Origin of the sequence: Bacillus sp. RC51, from assembly GCF_044908115.1 — a bacterium.
GTDB lineage: Bacteria > Bacillota > Bacilli > Bacillales > Bacillaceae_G > Bacillus_A > Bacillus_A mycoides.
In genome coordinates this window covers 505130-524143 of sequence record NZ_JBIYCW010000001.1, presented here as the reverse complement: position 1 = coordinate 524143, position 19014 = coordinate 505130, and the positions used below count along the sequence as shown (strand labels likewise).

The window sequence follows — 19014 nt, the reverse complement described above, 5'->3', positions numbered from 1 at the left end:
CTGCCTCAACAAGCTCTTTATTCTTTTCATACCAATTCTTGATTGCACTATGTACAACTTTCAAGAAGATTTGTTTTAACCTGTTTGATCTTCCATCAATTCAATTCGCTTTCAACTTGCAATGAGATGAATTTATTTCCTCTATTTTAGGAGTTAATTACCAAATTCTTTCCTCTAGTATATCGTACAATTGCACCTTTTGTTTATATAAATTAAAATGATTTAACTGTAGACGTGAAAAAACTAGTAGCCCTTCTACTAAAAATAAATGAAGCAGTCCATTTCCATAAAAAAAGATTGGCTGAGGCCAACCTTTTTTTATACTTATTCATTTCGATTTGGTTTTGGTGTAACACCTAAATGCGCATTTAACTTATTCGAAATATCTTTTACATTCTTTTCATTTGGAATGTAATAATAAATACCACCAATACGTTTATCTGTTCCTTCTATTTGCATCTTTTCCATTTGCAAATCAGAGCCTGCCATATTTTTCGTAATAGCAAGCATATCATCAAACGTTAAGTTTGTTTTCATATTTTTATCAACTGCATCAAGTAAAGAGCCCATTTTACTAATAGATTGAACAGACATTGCTTTTTTCGCAATTGCTTCAATTACAAGTTGTTGTCTTTGACCACGCATTGTATCACTGTCAATTTTACGCGTTCTCGCAAGTGCAAGTGCTTGTTCACCATTTAAATGTTGGTAACCTTTTTCTAAATGAATCATACCTGCTTGGTCTTTACTATCTTGTTCAGTGAAAGTAACAGGTACATCAATATCAATACCACCAATTGAATCTACAATTTGTACAAATGACTCAAAGTTAAACTTCACATAATAATCAACTGGTACATTTAAAAATCTTTCCACTGTATCTCGTGTACTTTCAACACCACCAAATACGTGTGCGTGTGTAATTTTATCTAATTTTTTTCTAGATGGAATATAAACGCGTGAATCACGCGGAATACTTACTAATTTAACTGACTTATCATCTTTATTAATTGTCGCTAATAAAAGTGCATCTGTTCGAACCGCTTCACCATATTGGCTTTTTCTCATTTCGCTTCCATCGACACCCATGATTAAAATCGAGATATTATCCTTTAAAGGTTCCACTTCTTTGTCCCTTTTTGATGACTTATCAATTTTTGCATATGCATCACTTACAACAGCTTTTGCTTTGTTATATATAAACGATCCATATCCTACTCCTCCAAAAATAAGTAGGAAAAATGGAATTAAAATGAACCATTTTATTGATTTTCTTTTAGAACGTTTTTTACTGCTTCTCGTATCTTGTTCTAATTCAGAGCTCATGTTCATTCTCCTCTCTTTCTCTTTTCCTAGTATAATGTATGTCTAGTAATCTTCATATTGAATTTCCTTTCAATCACCTTACATTTTTGTAAGGTTACATCATGAATCCAATATGTATTCCATTTCACATTATACTCTCGTGCTTATTTTTGGCAAGTCACTATTTATCAACTTCAAAAATTTAACACTTCAAAACGTTCGAATTTACAGATTTATCATTCTGTTATTTGCAGGTAGTAAGACTTTCACCTCATAATTTAGCAGGAATAAAAGAGTCAAGTTTGTGCCGTGAAATTTTGATTGGTGATGACTAATAATCAGTGAGGGATAAATCCCCCACTGATTAAAATTCCACTTTATTATTTCTCATTTGGTGTGTATATCATTTGCTTTCCATTATTATAAATTAAAGCTGATTTTGCTTTTATTTTCGTTTTTTCTATTTCCACATCATCATTAGAGAAATTCACAATAATTTTAATCTCTTTTCCATAAGAAGCAGATTGTACTAACTTATCTTCTGACAAATATGCAAAGTTCGTCATTTCTTCTTTTACTGCCTTTTCATGAACATCATTCCAAACTTTCAGATGCTCTGTAATTTCTTTTTTATGCTTATTCCACTCTACTTCATCTAAATGGTACAACGGAGGAACATTATACAATAACTCATATAACATACGATTTCCAACCTCGTCCTTTACCTTCAAACTTCCCCATTCCCAGTGGTGCGTTGTAATAACCGAATCATTGTATACTAGTTTATATAATGGCACCGAATATACTGGATTTAAATATACTTGCTTATATTCTTCTTTTAACGGTACTTGTTTTGCATATTTTTCTGGAACATTTTGATTTGGTGACCAATATCCACCGACATAATACGGACTTGTTTTATTTTTTCTCATATCTTCATCGTCCCACTTAATAACTGGTGTTTCAATTCCATGAGCAAATGCAATCGTACTACTTGCAAAATCATTTCCGCCCTCAGAGCCAACTACCATACCTTTTTCTTGTGCAATATAATCCATTCGTTTTAATCGTGCTTGTAAATCTTGTTCTTGTGTCGTTACATGTTTTGCCGAATAGTCATCATAAATTTCGCCCGTCGCGTCACAATCAATAAACCATGAATTATATTTAGGGCCATTTTGTAATATATCGTTCATTCGTTCTTTTACACTAGGAAGTGATAATGTCGGATTTAATTTTCGGCCTCTACCTAGAAATCCTTGCACTTTCTCACCATTTTTCTTCGTTACAGTGGCTTCTTCATATAACGATGGGTCATTAAAGGAAGCTGTGTTCCAATTTTTATCACCTTTCTCATGAATAGAATGGTAAGAATCATACGGACCAACTAAATATCCCATTTCCTTAGCTTCTGTAACGAAATTAGGCTGCATAAATCCTTGTTCCCAGTTCGGTAGACCAATCCACGCTTTGTCTATCCCTACTTTTTTCATTTCCTTTATTATATCCGTTCCATCTGCTTTACCCCATTTACTTACTTCTTCAACTGCATCACCGAGTACTGACTTTAATAAATGTTTATTTAAGCTATACAGCTCTGTCTTCGATAAGTGATCTACACCTTTCTTTAATAACACACTAGCTTCCTGATTAACTTTCGGGAAAACATCCTCTTTATACAATTCCTTCATAGATAATACTTCGTTTGTATAGCGTAAAATAACATTTTTTTGGTACTTATCGATAAAGTCTTGTTTACTCACCTGCTCAAATACATTCAATTCCCCAGGCTCTGAACTATTCTTTTGAATAAGCTCTTTTATATGGCTAAACACCGGGCTATTTATTTGCTCCCTTAGCTTTGGCCAATTTACGTTACTTTCTGATAAACCATTTTGATTCCAAAAATAAAAATGACCTGCACCGTAAAGTTTTTCAATTTCTTTGTTTTTTCTAGCCTTTTCTTGTAATGTTTTAAATTCACCTTTTTCAATAATATTATCCTTATACAGTTTAGCAATACTTACTGCATCATTATTTGTCACATATAATTGAAATCCATATGTTTTATTTTTATTTATACTCGGGAATTCATGTGTAAAATCAAACCCTATTTTCGGGTCCGAATGAAATTTCAATTCATTATTAAACATATTGTTCGCAATATATACGATCGAATACTTAGAACCATTTAATGCAAAAAACTTCATAGAAAATGATTCAGCAAATGAATATGCATCATCCTTTAAAAACTTCTTCCAATTCTCATCATTACTCGGAATTTGCTTACCTTCCCATAACGGAAGTGTATAATTTTCAGCTTGCACTTTTGGCCATGTGAAACTTTCTGCGCCAGTCGATTCCACTTCAATATTTAAGTGGTCTTTTTTCTTTTCTAAATTTACTTTTACTTTTTGATCCGGATATTCCCATGATGTATGATCCTTGTCTTTTTTCAAATTCGACACCTTCATTTTTGGTAGCGGTTGTGATGCCTGTTCTTTTACACCATCATGTTCTACAGTTAACGTAAAAGTCTCAGGATTTACATCGTAAGTAAAATCTTTATACGTCGCTTTCTTTATTTTAGACTCTTGTAAAGCCTCATTACCTTTTACATCACACCCGACTAAAGTCGAAAGTGACAATGTTGTAAGAAGACATATCGCTATCATTTTTTTCATCTTCTGCACCTCCACCAATGAATATACAGGAGGTTTGTTACAGGAATATGGCAAAAAAATAATAGAGCTAGCATTATGCTAGCTCTATTATGAGCAAAAAAAATTTACGTATAACTATAATTTGTTTAAAGAAAATATGTAATACAGTGGGACTTTAATCCTTGTTTTTTTATTCTCACTAATAATTAGATCAAGCAAATCTAAATTCCATCAAGCTTTCCTTAACTGAAAAAGTAACTATATATAATATATCCTAAAACTAGCACTAAAATTAATACCCCTGTACCTTTCCAATTCATACCACCTGTCATATCAGCGGGGCTACCTGATTCCGCCCTGTTGAGTCCATCATTCAAAGAACCGGTAGGATTATTTTTCAATTCACCTTGTCTCATGCGTTCTCTTTTTTCTTCTGGTGACTCTTTTGAACTCATATAATCACCTCTAAAATTAATGCTCATTCCGAAAAATCCCCTTTAAAATAGATTCTCCATAACGTAAAGAAAGCTAGCGATGCTAGCTTTCTTTATAATCCAATATGTTCTTCCTTATTTACAGTAGTCCCTTTATGATCAATTTCAAGCTCACATACTTTCATAGCTGCAAATACTCTCGCTAATTGGTCAGCTATTTCTTTACGCTTCTCGTACGGAGTTAAAATAAAAATGGATGGTCCCGCACCACTAAGCGCTGTGCCATATGCTCCAAATTCCTTTGCACATTTACGAATTGATGGTAATAACGGTACAAGTTCTAAACGATATGGCTCGTGGAAATGATCTCGTTCCATCATTTCACCTACAACTTCCCACTTCTTTTGACATAACGCAGCTACTAATACGTTGCTTATCGCACTAGCTTTAACTGCTTCATGAAACGGAAACATCTCTGGTAATACAGATCGGCTTTCATCTGTATTTAGCTCTTCATTTGGAATAAGAGAAATTACGCCTAATTCCTTACTTTCAATTCTTACAACCGAAACATTCTTTCCATCAAGTGCTCCGATTACAGTTCCACCTAAAATAGAAGCAGCAACATTATCTGGATGCCCTTCAAAATTTGTAGCAATTTGAACCTTTTGATCAGTTGTTAAATGTAAATTTCCAAGTTGATTCGCAAGCTCTATTCCTGCTACAATCGCTGACGCGCTACTTCCTAGCCCTCTTGTCAGCGGAATATTACTAGTAACTTCTATTATATGGGGTGATAAAGAAGGACATACTTTACATGCCGTGCTAACAATTAAATTTTTATCGTCTTTTGGAATTGAATCGTCAAAAGAATGTATCACTTGCCACTTATCAGCTTCTCCCTTTACACTCACTTCTAAATATAATGACAAAGCTATTCCAACAGAATCAAATCCTGGTCCAACATTTGCTGTACTAGCAGGAACACGAACGCTTAATGGTATCACGACATAATCACCCCTTTTATATGATCTTTAATTTGTTCTATATTATTTGAAACACTTGCAATGTCTAATTTATTAGAAGAAATAGCAATATCAGGATCTTTCAAACCGTTTCCAGTTAATACTGCAACAACCGTTTCGCCTTTTTTGATTTTTCCAGATTGCACATGTTTAATGACGCCCGCTAATGAAGCATTCGATCCTGGCTCTGCGAAAACTCCTTCCGTTTTTGCTAACAATCTATACGCATGTAATATTTCCTCATCTGACACCATATCTATTTCACCATGAGACTGTTCGGCTGCCTCTACTGCATACGACCAACTTGCTGGATTACCGATGCGAATCGCTGTTGCAATTGTTTCAGGTTCTTCAATTACATGTCCTTTTACAATTGCCGCCGCTCCTTCCGCTTCAAAGCCGTGAATTCTTGGTTTCTTATAACCTTTTTCTTTCTCGTATTCACAGAAGCCCTTCCAATATGCTGTAATATTCCCTGCATTCCCAACAGGGATAGCTAGAACATCTGGTGCACTTTGCAACTGGTCACAAATTTCAAATGCTGCTGTTTTTTGCCCTTCAATTCGGTACGGATTCACTGAGTTTACTAATGTAATCGGCTCTTCTGCAGCAATATGTCTTACAGCTTTAAGTGCATCATCAAAATTCCCTTCTATTGAAATGATTTCAGCTCCATAGGCGACCGCTTGCGCTAATTTCCCATGCGCAATCTTTCCTTCTGGGATTACGATAATACATTTCATTCCGAGGCGTGCCGCATATGCGGCAGCTGATGCTGATGTATTACCTGTTGATGCACAAATGATTGCCTCCGCCCCTTCTTCCTTCGCCTTTGCAACTGCCATTACCATACCACGGTCTTTAAAAGAACCTGTTGGATTCGCTCCTTCATATTTACCGTATAACTGAATCCCTAATTGTTTTGATATATTTAATAATGGAATAAGAGGTGTGTTCCCTTCCATTAAGCTAACATCAGGTGTGTTTTCATTCACTGGTAAATAAGAAGCATACTGGTTTAATAATCCTTTATACATATTGTTTTTCCTCCTCAATAATGTAGTGGCTGTTTATTTCACTTGCGACAGCTTCTATCGCTCCTAAAACTCGTTCGAATTGATATTTTGAAGTGTGATGTGTCACAACAACGACTTCTGCAAGTTCACGATTCAAAGGTAATTGGATAACTTCTTTTAAACTTACAGAATAACTAACGAAACATTCTGTTATTTTTCGCAACATCCCAGGCTCATCTCGTAATGAAATACGTAAGAAATATTTCGAAACTACTTCTTCATCTCCTTGTAATTCGTACGGTTCTGGTTCTTTTAACACACTTTTATTTTTCGGAACTTGATTCATATTTTTAACGATTGAAATAATATCACTTACTACAGCAGAACCAGTCGGCAACTTCCCAGCTCCAGGTCCGTAAAACATCACTTCTCCTACTGCTTGACCGTGAACATACACCGCATTAAATTCATTATTAACATTTGATAACGGATGATGGTTTGGTAATAAAGTCGGTTCTACACTTAAGTGAATGGATGATCCTTGTTTCTCTGCTTTACCAATTAACTTCATAGTAAATCCTAACTTTTCAGCCATTTGTAAATCTTCTTTTTCGACCTTTCGAATCCCTCTTACTTGCACATCATCTAATGCAACATTCATCGAAAATCCTAAATTTGCAAGAATTGCTACCTTTCTCGCCGCATCTAGCCCATCTACATCCGCTGTCGGATCTGATTCTGCGAAACCCAATTTTTGTGCTTCCTGTAAAGCCTCTTCATACGACCATCCATTTTGACTCATCTTTGTTAACATGTAATTTGTTGTTCCATTTACGATTCCCATTATTTTTTCAATTTGATCTGACGCTAGCCCGTCTGATAATCCTCGTAATATCGGAATCCCACCAGCTACACTCGCTTCGTAACATAAGTCACATTCATTTTTATTTGCTAATTGCAAAAGCTCCGCACCGTATACGGCCATTAAATCTTTATTTGCTGTTACGACATGTTTCTTACTTTGTAAAGCCTTCACAATATGTTCTTTCGCTTCTTCAATTCCGCCCATTACCTCTACTACAATATCAATATTTGAATCATTTAGAACTTCATCAACATTACTTGTTACTACGATTCCATCAATGCAAACATCACGTTCTTTTTCCAAATCACGTACAACGACTGTCTTTACCTTTACTTTACATCCTGTATCAAGAGTAATTTTTTGATAATGTTCTTTCAAAATATGGACAACACCACTTCCGACAGTACCTAATCCTAATAGCCCAACATTAATAACATTATTCATCTTCTAATCTCCTCCTAAAATTTTATTTTTTATCTCTATCAATCACCTTGCTCTGCCATTTTTTCATGCAGGTGGTGGTTATTTCCGTACGTACTAATCGTTTCATGTTACCGCACCTCCTTTCAAAGTAATAAAGTGAAACTTTAATCAGTGGGGATTTTGTCCATTCCTCACTGATTATTAGTTGAACCAATCGGGCTTTTACGGACAGTTGATCTCCCATCTTACTCCCTCGTATCCGCCAAATTTTGAGATGGGAGTCTTACTGACCGTTAATGCGGGATAAAAAAACACACTCATCCCTAGGAAAGGGACGAATGTGTTTTCGTGGTTCCACCCTTGTTCCAACCCAGATTTATTTCCTTCTAGGTTGCTCAAGTTCAGATAACGGCTGATACCGTCAATAATTACTAGATTACTCGTTCACTATTGAAGTTCAAAGGTGGTAAGATCATTTCTCGTGTTAGGAAGCTCACAGCCTTTGGCTTCCCTCTCTGTAAACCGTAAAAATGTTCTCATGTCCTTATCGTTACTTTTTCGTTCATGTTTATTTGTTAACTCATTATACTCGCATAAAAAACAAAATCAATACTATTTTTAAATTATTTTTAATTTTCAATCTAATAACTATAAAAAAACACACTCATCCCTAGGAAAGGGACGAATGTGTTTTCGTGGTTCCACCCTTGTTCCAACCTAGACTTACTTTCTTCTAGATTGCTCAAGTTCAGATAACGGCTGATACCGTCAATAATTACTAGATTACTCGTTCACTATTGAAGTTCAAAGGTGGTAAAATCATTTTTCGTGTTAGGAAACTCACAGCCTTGGCTTCCCTCTCTGTAAACCGTAAAAATCATCTCATGTCCTTATCGTTACTTTTTCGTTCATGTCTATTTGTTAACTTATTATAGTTATGAAAATTTTAAAAAGCAAGCCTATTTTCACTCACTATTTTAAAGATACTTTTTTATTATATTTCACAATAACATTTTACAAAGACTTCTCTTATTACCTATATTTTAAATTTCTAACTTATAAATCAGCAGTTCATATATAAATAATTCATTCTAAAACGAGAAGCCTCCCACTTCCTAAAACTATATTTATAAAATATTTTTAATACAATCTTTTCGTATAACTTTCTTCTAAAGAACGCGCAACATCCTCTTCTGAAGCATTCACTTTCGCATGCTCTAATAACATCTTCGCTGCTGAAGGTAGCTCTTTTTTATTTAACCACGATTCTGGATCCCACATTTTTGAACGTATAAAAGCTTTTGCACAATGGATATAGCACTCCTCTATCTCAACAACAATTCCAAGTAACGGATTACGTCCATTCGCCTGCATTTCTTTCAAAATTTCTTCATCGTTTGTAATATATGCTGTACCGTTTATTCGGAGTGTTTCCCCAAGACCAGGAATAAAAAAGATTAACCCTACATTTGGATTTGAAATAATATTTAAAATTGAATCTATACGACGATTACCCGGTCTTTCTGGGATGATAATTTTATTTTCATTTAATACATATACAAATCCAGGTGCGTCTCCTCTCGGCGAAGCATCACACTCTCCGAATTTATTTGCAGTAGATAATACTAGAAAAGGCGATTTAGACAGGAAATCTACACAATGGTGATCAAGTGATGAAATAACTTTTTTCAAAGCCCGTTCACTTGGTTTCCCCAATATTTGTCGTAATTCTTCCTCAGTTGAAATTATTGATTTTATTTCCTTATTCTCTATCTTCACTAATAATCACTCCTTTTTCTTTATTTTCCCAAAATTCAATACAAATATTGTATAATAAAATTTGCAGAAAGGGGAATTAAAATGACAGAGTGGTTAACAATATTTGATCCTGAAAGAAATACACTTGGAAAGAAATTACGTGATGACGTGCATCGTGACGGTGATTGGCACGAAACATTTCATTGCTGGTTTGTAGAAAAAGATGCTAAGGATATGTTCTTATATTTCCAATTACGCTCTAAAAATAAAAAAGAAGCTCCAGGTATATGGGATATTACATCCGCCGGACATATTATGCATGATGAAGATGTACAAATTGGCGGTCTACGTGAAATTGAGGAAGAATTGGGTCTTTCCTTCCAAACGGCTGATTTAACATACAAAGGAATCTATAAAATAGATTATGAAATTTCAAACCTTACTGATCGTGAGTTTTGTCATATGTATTTTCACAATGTAATAAAGCCACTTCCATTTGCACCAGGTGAAGAAGTAGACGATGTGATGAAAGTACATGCAACTTCTTTTCTACAACTATTAAAAAGGGATATTTCATCTATAACGACTATTTCTGCTCTAAACAGTAAACCGATAACAATAACATTTGAAGATATTTATCCGTATGATCTTGAATACTATGAACTTGTTGTAGAACAAGGCAAAGAATTGCTAAAAAATAATAGTTTGTAAATAAAATATGACTCCCAGCTAATAATACTCGGGAGTCATGTTTTTTCCATTATTTCTCAAGTTTCTTTAAGCTTTTCTCTACTCGTATGATTAAACGTATAATTAACAATAGCATGACAGCCATAATCACTGCTGTTGTATGGGGATATCTAAACAATATACTAATAACACTTCCAATTAACATCATAATAAATCCATTTTGATTCATCACTTCTGCACTATACTTGTTACCCGCATCCCATAATTCCTTATTTTTCATTGATCGTTTCGTACGGTAACCGTATGCTGCGTTAATATCCGTTGGTGGATTTTTTTGAAGAATAAGTGCGGCAAGTATAAATATAATACCAATCAATATGCTTATTCCTATGTTTACTAGTGCATACATCAATCATATCCACCTCCTAACTTACACTTTCATTATACTATACAACTTTACATGTTCCAATTATTAACATTTTCACTTTCTCTCTTTAGATGTCTGGAACATACTTGGAAGTGTTACAAAACGCGCTCCTTTCGTTTTTAACTGTGGAATGATTTTGTCTAGCGCCTCTACTGATCCTTGTAAATGTCCACCTGGAGTTGAATGTTGAAGTATAACACTACCTGGAAATGAATTCCCTAACACATTATTTGTAATTGTATCAGCACTTACACCTTTCCAATCAACCGTATCAACACTCCACTGTACAATCATAAAATTTTGTTCTGTCGCCCACTTCAATTGATTTTCAAGTATTTCACCGTACGGCGGACGTATAAACCTCGGTGCATAACCAGCTAAACGATTTAATATTTCTTCCGTTTTTATAATTTGATTATGGTACTCAGCCTCATTTACTTTCGCTAAATTCGGATGACTATACGTATGATTACCAATTACATGCCCTTCATTAGCGATACGCTTTACTACATTTGGATACCTTTCTGCATTTTCACCAAGCAGGAAAAAAGTAGCTTTTACATTATGTTGTTTTAACTTATCTAAAATTTTTGGCGTAAATACTAAATCTGGTCCATCATCAAATGTAAGAGCCACTTCTGCTTTATTGTATGGTCCTGAAAATGCATACGCATATTTTTCGGCCCACGAAAATGGTGTCCATGACCCTCGATCCTCTTCTTTCATTTCGGCTTCATAATTTTGAGGAACATGTAATGCGTATGGCATCGCATTTACATAGTCTCCATAATAAAATGAATGATATGGCATATAAGCATACGAAATATTGCGTTCTAGCCCCAAAGGAAATGGAACGAACATTTCTGGTGAATAAAAATAATACATGATAAAAACCTCCCTAAAATTTCATATGTGATTCAGCTGCACTTTGTTAGAGAAATTCTTATTCATGAACAAAAATAAGACTGTCCGTAATTAGGACAGTCTTATTGATTTATATACTTAATAAATTACTTTACTATCTTTCGGTAATTTTCTTACATGCTTTAAATAACTCGACACTTTGTCATCGGCATCTTGCGGATATTGATATTCATAAGTGTTAGCAATTTCGTTCGCAACTTTCCTAAATAAATCACCCATTACGAAAAATGAATCCCAAATGTTTTCATATTCTGCATTTGAAAATGTCCTTTTAAACTGCTCCCAGACATCTTTTTCAACATATTGTTCGAAATGCTTTCCAAACTTCCCAGCATTAACTGTAAACTCTGTTTTCATACCGATATGCCACTCTAGCATTACAACCAACATATCTCGTACAGGGCCTTCAAGCATCCCTTTCGCATAAGAAAGTTCCTCGCGCCACAATCCTTTTCCTACATTTGTACTGCACCACCAAAATTCATTACAGCAATCCAAAAACTCTTTTTCTGTAGGCTTTTTTATCGTGTAATCATTATCGTTTGCTGGTGCAAACTCGCCAATACAATTATCTTTATCAAGTAGCAATTTACTTAAACTATCCTGTCCAATAAATTTATTTATTAAATCCCCTGGAACTAGCATTAAATCAATCCGGTTTCCATCCATAAACTGCATTAAATACGGAAATTTCCCGTCTTCATCCGCTGGAACTAACGACATTTCTTCCGGCATTTGCACAATCATTATTTCTCCAAATCTATTAATCCAACTATGATTACACGTAAAAGATTGTATATCTTTTACAACATAAATAATATCATAGTCTTGAAAACAATCTTTTTTCACATTTGGATTCACACGTGACCCATTCATGATGACAGCTCGAATTCTTTCATCCTCTTTTGCTGTATTTATAATTAAGTCTAGCATTTCTTTTTCCGTTCTCATCTACTCACAACCTCCAATTTTTTAATATAACATATAGCGTTATGTATATCGGAGGGCCTCGAGCTAACTGCGTTGTACACGATACACGTTATAATTGTTCAAACATCTTTTTCATTCCACTTATCTCCTTACATCATTCTTTAACGACTGCCATTACAAATCCATCGTATCCTTTACTTCCGACAGTTTGAAGCGCTGTAGCACTTACACGTGGCTCAGCAGCTATTAGCTCATAGAAATGGCGTATCCCTTGTACACGAGGATCGCTACTAGTATTATCAATAACTTCACCTTCACGTACTACGTTATCCCCAATAATTACAGTACCAGGGCGTGATAGTTTCAGTGCCCATTCAAAATAAGCAGGGTTATTTTGTTTATCCGCATCTATGAAAATAAAATCAAATGGTTCATACTTCTCATTTTCTATTTGTTTTAAAGAATCTAACGCTAATCCTAATCGTATTTCAATTCTATCATTCAAATTGGCACGCTCAATATTGCTCCGTGCAATTTCAGCATGCTTTTCACTTGCTTCTAATGTAACAATTCGCCCTCCAGATGGCAATGCTCTTGCAAGCCATATTGTACTATATCCGCCTAGAGTGCCAATTTCTAAAATGTTACGAGCTCCTTGAATTTGTACTAATAGTTGTAAAAACTTCCCTTGAGTTGGCGATACATCATGTGCCGGCAAATTAGCTGAAGCATTTGCTTGAAGAACTTCTTCTAATATAGAATCTTTCGGTATTAATACATCACTCATATATTGATCAACAGCGGTCCATTTCTCAATCGTACTCATGGAAATACCATCCCCTTCAAGTTTTTCATGCTTTTCTACCATTCACTTCTCATTATACCGACAATTCTGCTTTACATACAAAAAAATAAAAAAGGACACCCACTCCATTACAGAATAGATATCCCTTCTTTTGTTTATAAATTTATCCCTTACGGATTAGTAGACCAAAGTCCTGCTGATTTAATAAATGTACGTTTATTTAATTTCAGCTGCGCTACGATAAACTCTGCAATATCTTCCGCTTGCATTACTTTATCAGGGTTTCCATCAGTTAATCCTAAGTCTACAGCCATGTCAGTTGCTACTGTACTTGGAGTTAAAGCTGTTACACGGATATTATGTTTACGAACTTCCATTGCTAACGATTCTGTTAAACCAAGAACACCAAATTTAGAAGCACTATATGCACTTGTTACAGGTGCACCTTTTTGTCCTGCTGTAGATGAAATATTAATAATATCACCAGATTGTTGTTCAATCATACTTGGTAAAGCTGCACGAGTTGCATAGTATACACCCATTAAGTTTACTTGAATGATTTTTTCCCAATCAGCAACGTCTAATTCTAAAAACTTACCGAATTTAGAAATACCAGCGTTATTAATTAAAATATCGATAGATCCTAAACCGTTTTTTAATGTTTCAATTGCAGTAGTTACCTCTTCATATGAAGATACGTCAGCAGTCGCAATAACAGCTTTTACGCCTTCTGCTTCTACTTCTTTCGCAACTGCTTTTAAGTTTTCTTCTGAACGAGCTAAAAGACCAACATTTACGCCTTCTTTCGCTAATGCGATCGCTACAGCGCGACCAATCCCTCTACCTGCTCCTGTAATTAAAGCATTTTTCCCTTGTAATAATTCTGCCAAGTGTAACACTCCTTAATCTTCTCAGTTGTTTATTATATTAAAAGTGTATCTATGTTTATGTAAAAAGGCAATGATGCACTTTTATGTGCGTAGGTTACTTATAGGTAACTATAGTAATGGTAAATGCATTTTTAAAGAAAAATAGTGTTAGAAGGCCTCCTTCTAACACTATTTTTCTTCATGATTTGGAATACGCACAATAAATTCTGTACCATTTCCTTCTACACTCTCAACTTTTATTTTTCCTTGATGAAGGTCGAGTACTTTTTTTACAATTGCTAGACCTAATCCACTTCCTCCATAAGCACGGTTTCGTGAAGAATCCGCTTTATAAAAACGTTCAAAAATATGTTGTTTCTGTTCTTCGGATATACCAATTCCCGTATCATGAATACTTACTTCCAAGAATTCCTTATGTTCTTTTAAATGAATTGTAATCGTGCCACCATTTGGTGTGAATTTAATACTGTTATGAATTAAATTAATCCATACTTGGCTCATACTTTCTTTGTCTGCAGTAACACACACTTTATCCATATCGAGATCTAACTCAAGTCCTTTTTCATCCCAAAGAGGCTCACTATTTAACACAATTTGTTTCAACTGTTGATCTAATCGATAAGTGGCTCTTTCTGGTGAATACTCCTCTGACTCTAAAAGTGTTAGCTTCAATAAATTTTGACTCAATTTAGATAATCGCGTTGTTTCAGTTTCAATAATAGTAAGATAATGTTTTCTTTTTTCAACTGGTAGATTATCATCTTGTAGCGCTCGAGCAAATCCCTTAATAGATGTTAATGGCGACTGTATTTCATGAGAAACATTCGATACAAATTCTTGTCTCATTTTCTCCATTGCATTAAGTTCATCCGTCATATCGTTAATACTTTTTACAAGCACACCAATTTCGCCATCATACTTTTCTTCATTCCGTATTTTTACAGAGAAGTCCCCTTTTGCAATTTTTTGTATCGGTTCAATGATCGTCCAAATCATCGCCTCTCGCTTCGGTCTCATTAAAATCCCGATTAATGTCCAAATAAGAACGATAAAAACAAAGCCGACCATATCACTAATTAGAAAACTAATAAAAGGCGATACGTTTATTTCAAAAGCTTTCATTAGACTAGACGATACAAAAAAGGCTATCGACCAAATTATAGTAAGAAAAGCAAAGAGCGCTACTATCGCCCCTATTACTTTTAACATCTTCATCTTACTCATTCTTTCTCTTTTTCTCATTTACTTACCTCTAAGCGATACCCTAAGCCCCTTATCGTCCTTATACTAAACTTCGATAGCTCTTCTTGAAACTTTTCACGCAACCGATTAATATGAACGTCTAGCGTGCGTTCATTCCCTTCAAAATCATATCCCCATACGTCTTCTATTAATTGCTCTCTTGAACAAGTTCTTCCCGCTTTAGATCCTAATGTAAAGAGCAACTCAAATTCTTTTAGCGGCAGCGTCACCGTTTGTTCTCCGGCGTTAACTTCAAATGTTTTACGATTTAACAGTACATTCCCAACTTGAATAGATTGCGATACTGTAATTTGGTAACGTTTCAATAATGCCTTCACTCTCACAACTAATTCTAAAGGATCAAATGGTTTTACAAGATAATCATCTGTTCCGAGGTGAAATCCTTTTACTTTTTGAGATGTTTCACCTTTAGCAGTCAGCATAAGAATTGGGATATCATAGTATTTTCTTAATTCATAACATAAATCAAACCCATCCATATTTGGCATCATAATATCAAGAATCGCCATATCGACTTTCACTTCTTCTATTTTTCGAAGAGCATCTAATCCATCAACGGCCTCATATGTTTGAAAACCTTCTCGTTCCAAAAATACAGAAACAAGTTCTCTAATGTGCGGATCATCATCTACAATTAAAATTTTGGGTATCAAGGAATCATATCCTTTCTGCTTAACATACTTTTTGGCACTCTAAAATCAACAATCAGTGAAGTGCCCCTTCACTGATTGTTTTCATTCTATAATGCTCCTTCTTTAATTTTCAATTGTTGCATTGCAAATTCACGGTACATGTCATGTGTCCGTAATAACTCATCATGTGAGCCACTTCCTGTAAGATTCCCTTTTTCAATAAAGATAATTTTATCTGCATCTACAACAGTAGAAAGTCTATGCGCAATAACTAAAGTTGTTCTACCTTTCATTAAGTTATTTAACGCCTTCTGAACAACCGATTCCGATTTACTATCAAGACTTGAAGTCGCTTCATCTAACATAAGGATTTGCGGATTTCGTAGTAACGCTCGAGCAATCGCAATTCGTTGTCTTTGCCCTCCAGAAAGCTTCACACCACGCTCTCCAACTTCTGTTGCGTATCCACTTGGTAAATCATGAATAAACGCATCAACATACGCCATCGCTGCTACTTTTTCAATTTCTTCATCCGTCACTTCACCCTCAACACCGTAACAAATATTATCACGAATCGTTCCATCAATTAACGGACTATCTTGTGAAACGTAACCAATTTGACGTCGCCATGATTGTAATGAATATGCTGTAATTGGTTCTTTCCCTAATTTTATGAAACCACTAGTTGGCTCATAAAAACGTTCTAACAGCGAGAATAAAGTTGTTTTTCCGCTACCACTTGGTCCTACAATCGCCGTTACTTTTCCAGATTCAATCGTGAAATCGATATTTTCCAACACTTTCTCTTCTTCGTTATACTCAAAATGTACATTTTCAATAACGATCGACTGCTTCGCATTTGTAACATTCATACCTGTCTCATGATCTTCTACTTCATATTCTAAAATCGTATTAATTCTTTCGGTTGCACCAATTGCTTTTTGGAACTGAGTAAAGAACATAGATAACTGACTCATCGGCATAATAATTTGAACTAAATACAAAATAAATGCTACAAGTTCACCTGTTGTTAATGCACCACTAGAAACTCGCATTCCACCATACCCTACGATAATAACAAGCAATGCCATTAAAACAAAAGACATAACAGGTGAAATTAATGCTTGCACTTTTCCTTCTTTCAAACCAAATTGCAATAATTTTTGGATACCTGTATTACCTGTTTCATATTCTTTTTTTTCAGTATTTGAAGATTTTACTAAACGAATTTCTGATAGTACTTGTGTTAATACACTAGTAAAAGAAGCCGTTTCATCTTGAAGTGCTTTTGAAATCTTATACATTTTCCGTCCAAGTGGAACTAAAATTAGTACCGATAATGGAATAACCGTTAAAAGTAAAATTGTCATTTTCCAGTCTAAAACAAATAATACAATTAATGACCCAATAATTGAGATACCGCCTGTTAATAAGTTTGACAAATGCTCAGAAATTAATGTTTTAACAACACCTGTATCATTTGTCATACGACTAATTGTATCTCCCGTTCTGTTTTGATCATAATAAGACACTGGTAAAATAAGTACCTTTTTCCACAATCGTTCTCTAAGTCCAGCTACAATTTTTTGTCCAATATAATTCAGTAAATAAATTGACAATCCTGCAGCAATTGTTTGAATAATAAAGAATGCAATTAATCCAACAATTTGTCCCGTACTAATTGAAGAAAGTGAAAAATTATCAACTAAACCTTTTGTCAGCATTGGAATAAACAAACTCGCTCCAGTAGAAAGTAAGCTCATTATTAATGCAAAAATAAGAATGCCTTTCGGTGGATTTGTATCTTGAATGAGACGTAAAAACTGCCTCCAATTCCCTTTTTTCTTTTCTGTATTCCTAACTTCCATTGTCGTTCATCTCCTCGTTATAAACAAAACTATTCTTTCTAAAACTAGAATACGCTATAAATGTAAACTGAATGTAAACACACTTTTTTCTATTTTTACAAAATATACATATAAACTCATCTTTACAACAAGTATAAATATCTGATATTATTACCTGGTACTTATTATTATTCTATGTAAATTATAAACTACGCATAGAAAATATATAACTAATTTTATCAATTAGCTAATTTAAAACACTATATAAATCTCCAGCATTGAAAGGAGTATCCTTTTTGCAAACAAATAAACATTCCGAAAAGGAAACAATCATTTTTATTCATGGATTAGTTGGAAATCGCCGCGCCTTCAAAAAAGAGCATAAACGATTTTCTGCCTCCTACAACATTATAACTTATGATTTATTAGGTCACGGCGACGATAAAGGAGAAGCTATCGACTTTTCAATACAGCGCCTCGTAGATCAATTATTGAACTTGTATGAAAAAGAGGGAATTAAAAAGGCTCATATTTGTGCTCTAAGCTATGGCTGTTATATCTCTACGACATTTGCACAAATGCATCCAGAAAAAGTATTGAGTATTTGTCATATTGGTGGACATTATAATAACCCTTCCCGTTTATATAATGTTTTTCAGAAATTTTGGGAAAAACGTGGTGATGAATATTCATCTTGGCTTTCTCAGTATGCTAGTACTATTTTTCCAAGTGGAATACTAAGGGCAAATCCATTCGCTGTTATTTCACGAAATATTTATTACCGTTTCGGATTACAATTACACTCGTCCATTATTGCTGAGTCATTACGACACCGCTTAGAATTCGACTTAAAATCTAAATTAAAAGCACTTCCCCATCCTATATTATGGGTGATGGGAGAACATGATCATCTCTATAAATCTTGTCTCTTTGATTTGAAGTCCATTCTTCCGAACGTTTTATATAAAGAAATTCCATTAGCAGGTCATGCAGCAAACTTATTCCGTCCAAACTATTTTCATGATTTATATGCTAAGTTTTTGCATGGAAAATTGACATAAAGTGAAAATTTAATCAGCGGGGATTTGTCCATCCCCCGCTGATTATTATCCCGCAA

At 34.6% G+C, this 19014-nt stretch carries 17 protein-coding genes, 1 pseudogene and 2 other annotated features; of the genes and pseudogenes, 2 read left to right on the top strand and 16 right to left on the bottom strand.

The features are described from left to right. Nucleotide 1: 1 nt before the first annotated feature. From ABH959_RS02690 to ABH959_RS02655, 8 genes and pseudogenes are all read right to left on the bottom strand, one after another. Nucleotides 2-262: pseudogene (locus ABH959_RS02690) on the bottom strand (sensor histidine kinase); the annotation flags it as partial. 62 nt (nt 263-324) lie between these two features. After that, complete coding sequence (locus ABH959_RS02685; protein WP_113938245.1) at nt 325-1326, bottom strand: LCP family protein; 1002 nt, start codon at nt 1324-1326, stop codon at nt 325-327. Between the two features lie 359 nt (nt 1327-1685). Continuing rightward, nucleotides 1686-3989, bottom strand: coding sequence for a glycoside hydrolase (locus ABH959_RS02680; RefSeq protein ID WP_404492246.1), 2304 nt, complete (start codon nt 3987-3989; stop codon nt 1686-1688). Nucleotides 3990-4210: 221 nt separating this feature from the next. Continuing rightward, nucleotides 4211-4423 carry a DUF6366 family protein gene (locus ABH959_RS02675; RefSeq protein WP_404492245.1) on the bottom strand — a complete coding sequence of 71 codons (213 nt, stop codon included), beginning with the start codon at nt 4421-4423 and terminating at the stop codon, nt 4211-4213. A 92-nt stretch (nt 4424-4515) separates the two neighbouring features. Further along, nucleotides 4516-5409, bottom strand: coding sequence for a homoserine kinase (gene thrB / locus ABH959_RS02670; RefSeq protein ID WP_404492244.1), 894 nt, complete (start codon nt 5407-5409; stop codon nt 4516-4518). Then, complete coding sequence (gene thrC / locus ABH959_RS02665) at nt 5406-6464, bottom strand: threonine synthase (protein WP_404492243.1); 1059 nt, start codon at nt 6462-6464, stop codon at nt 5406-5408. Before thrC ends, thrB begins: the two co-directional genes overlap by 4 nt. Next, nucleotides 6457-7752, bottom strand: coding sequence for a homoserine dehydrogenase (locus ABH959_RS02660; RefSeq protein WP_113938241.1), 1296 nt, complete (start codon nt 7750-7752; stop codon nt 6457-6459). The genes thrC and ABH959_RS02660 overlap by 8 nt, the downstream gene beginning before the upstream one ends. Before the next feature lie 306 nt (nt 7753-8058). Continuing rightward, nucleotides 8059-8291, bottom strand: a binding site (T-box leader). A gap of 114 nt (nt 8292-8405) precedes the next feature. Next, nucleotides 8406-8637 (bottom strand) — a binding site (T-box leader). Nucleotides 8638-8871: 234 nt separating this feature from the next. Further along, the gene (locus tag ABH959_RS02655) at nt 8872-9510 is read right to left on the bottom strand and encodes a pyridoxamine 5'-phosphate oxidase family protein (RefSeq protein ID WP_404492242.1); all 639 of its coding nucleotides are present in this window, start codon (nt 9508-9510) and stop codon (nt 8872-8874) included. 81 nt (nt 9511-9591) lie between these two features. On the opposite strand from ABH959_RS02655, the gene ABH959_RS02650 reads away from it, so the two are divergent. Then, entirely contained in the window at nt 9592-10200 is a 609-nt protein-coding gene (locus tag ABH959_RS02650; protein WP_404492241.1) for an NUDIX hydrolase, read from the top strand. A gap of 49 nt (nt 10201-10249) precedes the next feature. On the opposite strand, the gene ABH959_RS02645 is transcribed toward ABH959_RS02650, so the two are convergent. The 8 genes from ABH959_RS02645 to ABH959_RS02610 all read right to left on the bottom strand — a co-directional run bounded on the left by ABH959_RS02645 (nt 10250) and on the right by ABH959_RS02610 (nt 17918). Continuing rightward, nucleotides 10250-10588, bottom strand: coding sequence for an SdpI family protein (locus tag ABH959_RS02645; RefSeq protein WP_242308932.1), 339 nt, complete (start codon nt 10586-10588; stop codon nt 10250-10252). A 72-nt stretch (nt 10589-10660) separates the two neighbouring features. Continuing rightward, the gene (locus ABH959_RS02640; protein WP_404492240.1) at nt 10661-11491 is read right to left on the bottom strand and encodes a peptidoglycan-N-acetylglucosamine deacetylase; all 831 of its coding nucleotides are present in this window, start codon (nt 11489-11491) and stop codon (nt 10661-10663) included. Between the two features lie 117 nt (nt 11492-11608). Beyond that, nucleotides 11609-12481 (bottom strand): aminoglycoside 6-adenylyltransferase, encoded by an 873-nt coding sequence (locus ABH959_RS02635; protein ID WP_113938237.1) that lies wholly within the window; start codon nt 12479-12481, stop codon nt 11609-11611. 133 nt (nt 12482-12614) lie between these two features. Then, nucleotides 12615-13286: an O-methyltransferase gene (locus tag ABH959_RS02630; RefSeq protein ID WP_113938304.1), complete on the bottom strand. Its 672-nt coding sequence runs from the start codon at nt 13284-13286 to the stop codon at nt 12615-12617. Nucleotides 13287-13435: 149 nt separating this feature from the next. Continuing rightward, nucleotides 13436-14155 carry a 3-ketoacyl-ACP reductase gene (locus ABH959_RS02625; protein WP_000818985.1) on the bottom strand — a complete coding sequence of 240 codons (720 nt, stop codon included), beginning with the start codon at nt 14153-14155 and terminating at the stop codon, nt 13436-13438. A 168-nt stretch (nt 14156-14323) separates the two neighbouring features. Then, entirely contained in the window at nt 14324-15397 is a 1074-nt protein-coding gene (gene hitS / locus ABH959_RS02620) for an envelope stress sensor histidine kinase HitS (RefSeq protein ID WP_002135757.1), read from the bottom strand. After that, nucleotides 15394-16071: an envelope stress response regulator transcription factor HitR gene (gene hitR, locus ABH959_RS02615; protein ID WP_085310518.1), complete on the bottom strand. Its 678-nt coding sequence runs from the start codon at nt 16069-16071 to the stop codon at nt 15394-15396. The genes hitS and hitR overlap by 4 nt, the downstream gene beginning before the upstream one ends. Before the next feature lie 86 nt (nt 16072-16157). Next, nucleotides 16158-17918, bottom strand: a complete 1761-nt coding sequence (locus tag ABH959_RS02610) for an ABC transporter ATP-binding protein (protein WP_113938236.1) — start codon at nt 17916-17918, stop codon at nt 16158-16160. 275 nt (nt 17919-18193) lie between these two features. Between ABH959_RS02610 and ABH959_RS02605 the strand changes: the two genes are divergently transcribed. Further along, nucleotides 18194-18958 (top strand): alpha/beta fold hydrolase, encoded by a 765-nt coding sequence (locus ABH959_RS02605; protein WP_002086164.1) that lies wholly within the window; start codon nt 18194-18196, stop codon nt 18956-18958. Nucleotides 18959-19014 lie beyond the last annotated feature (56 nt).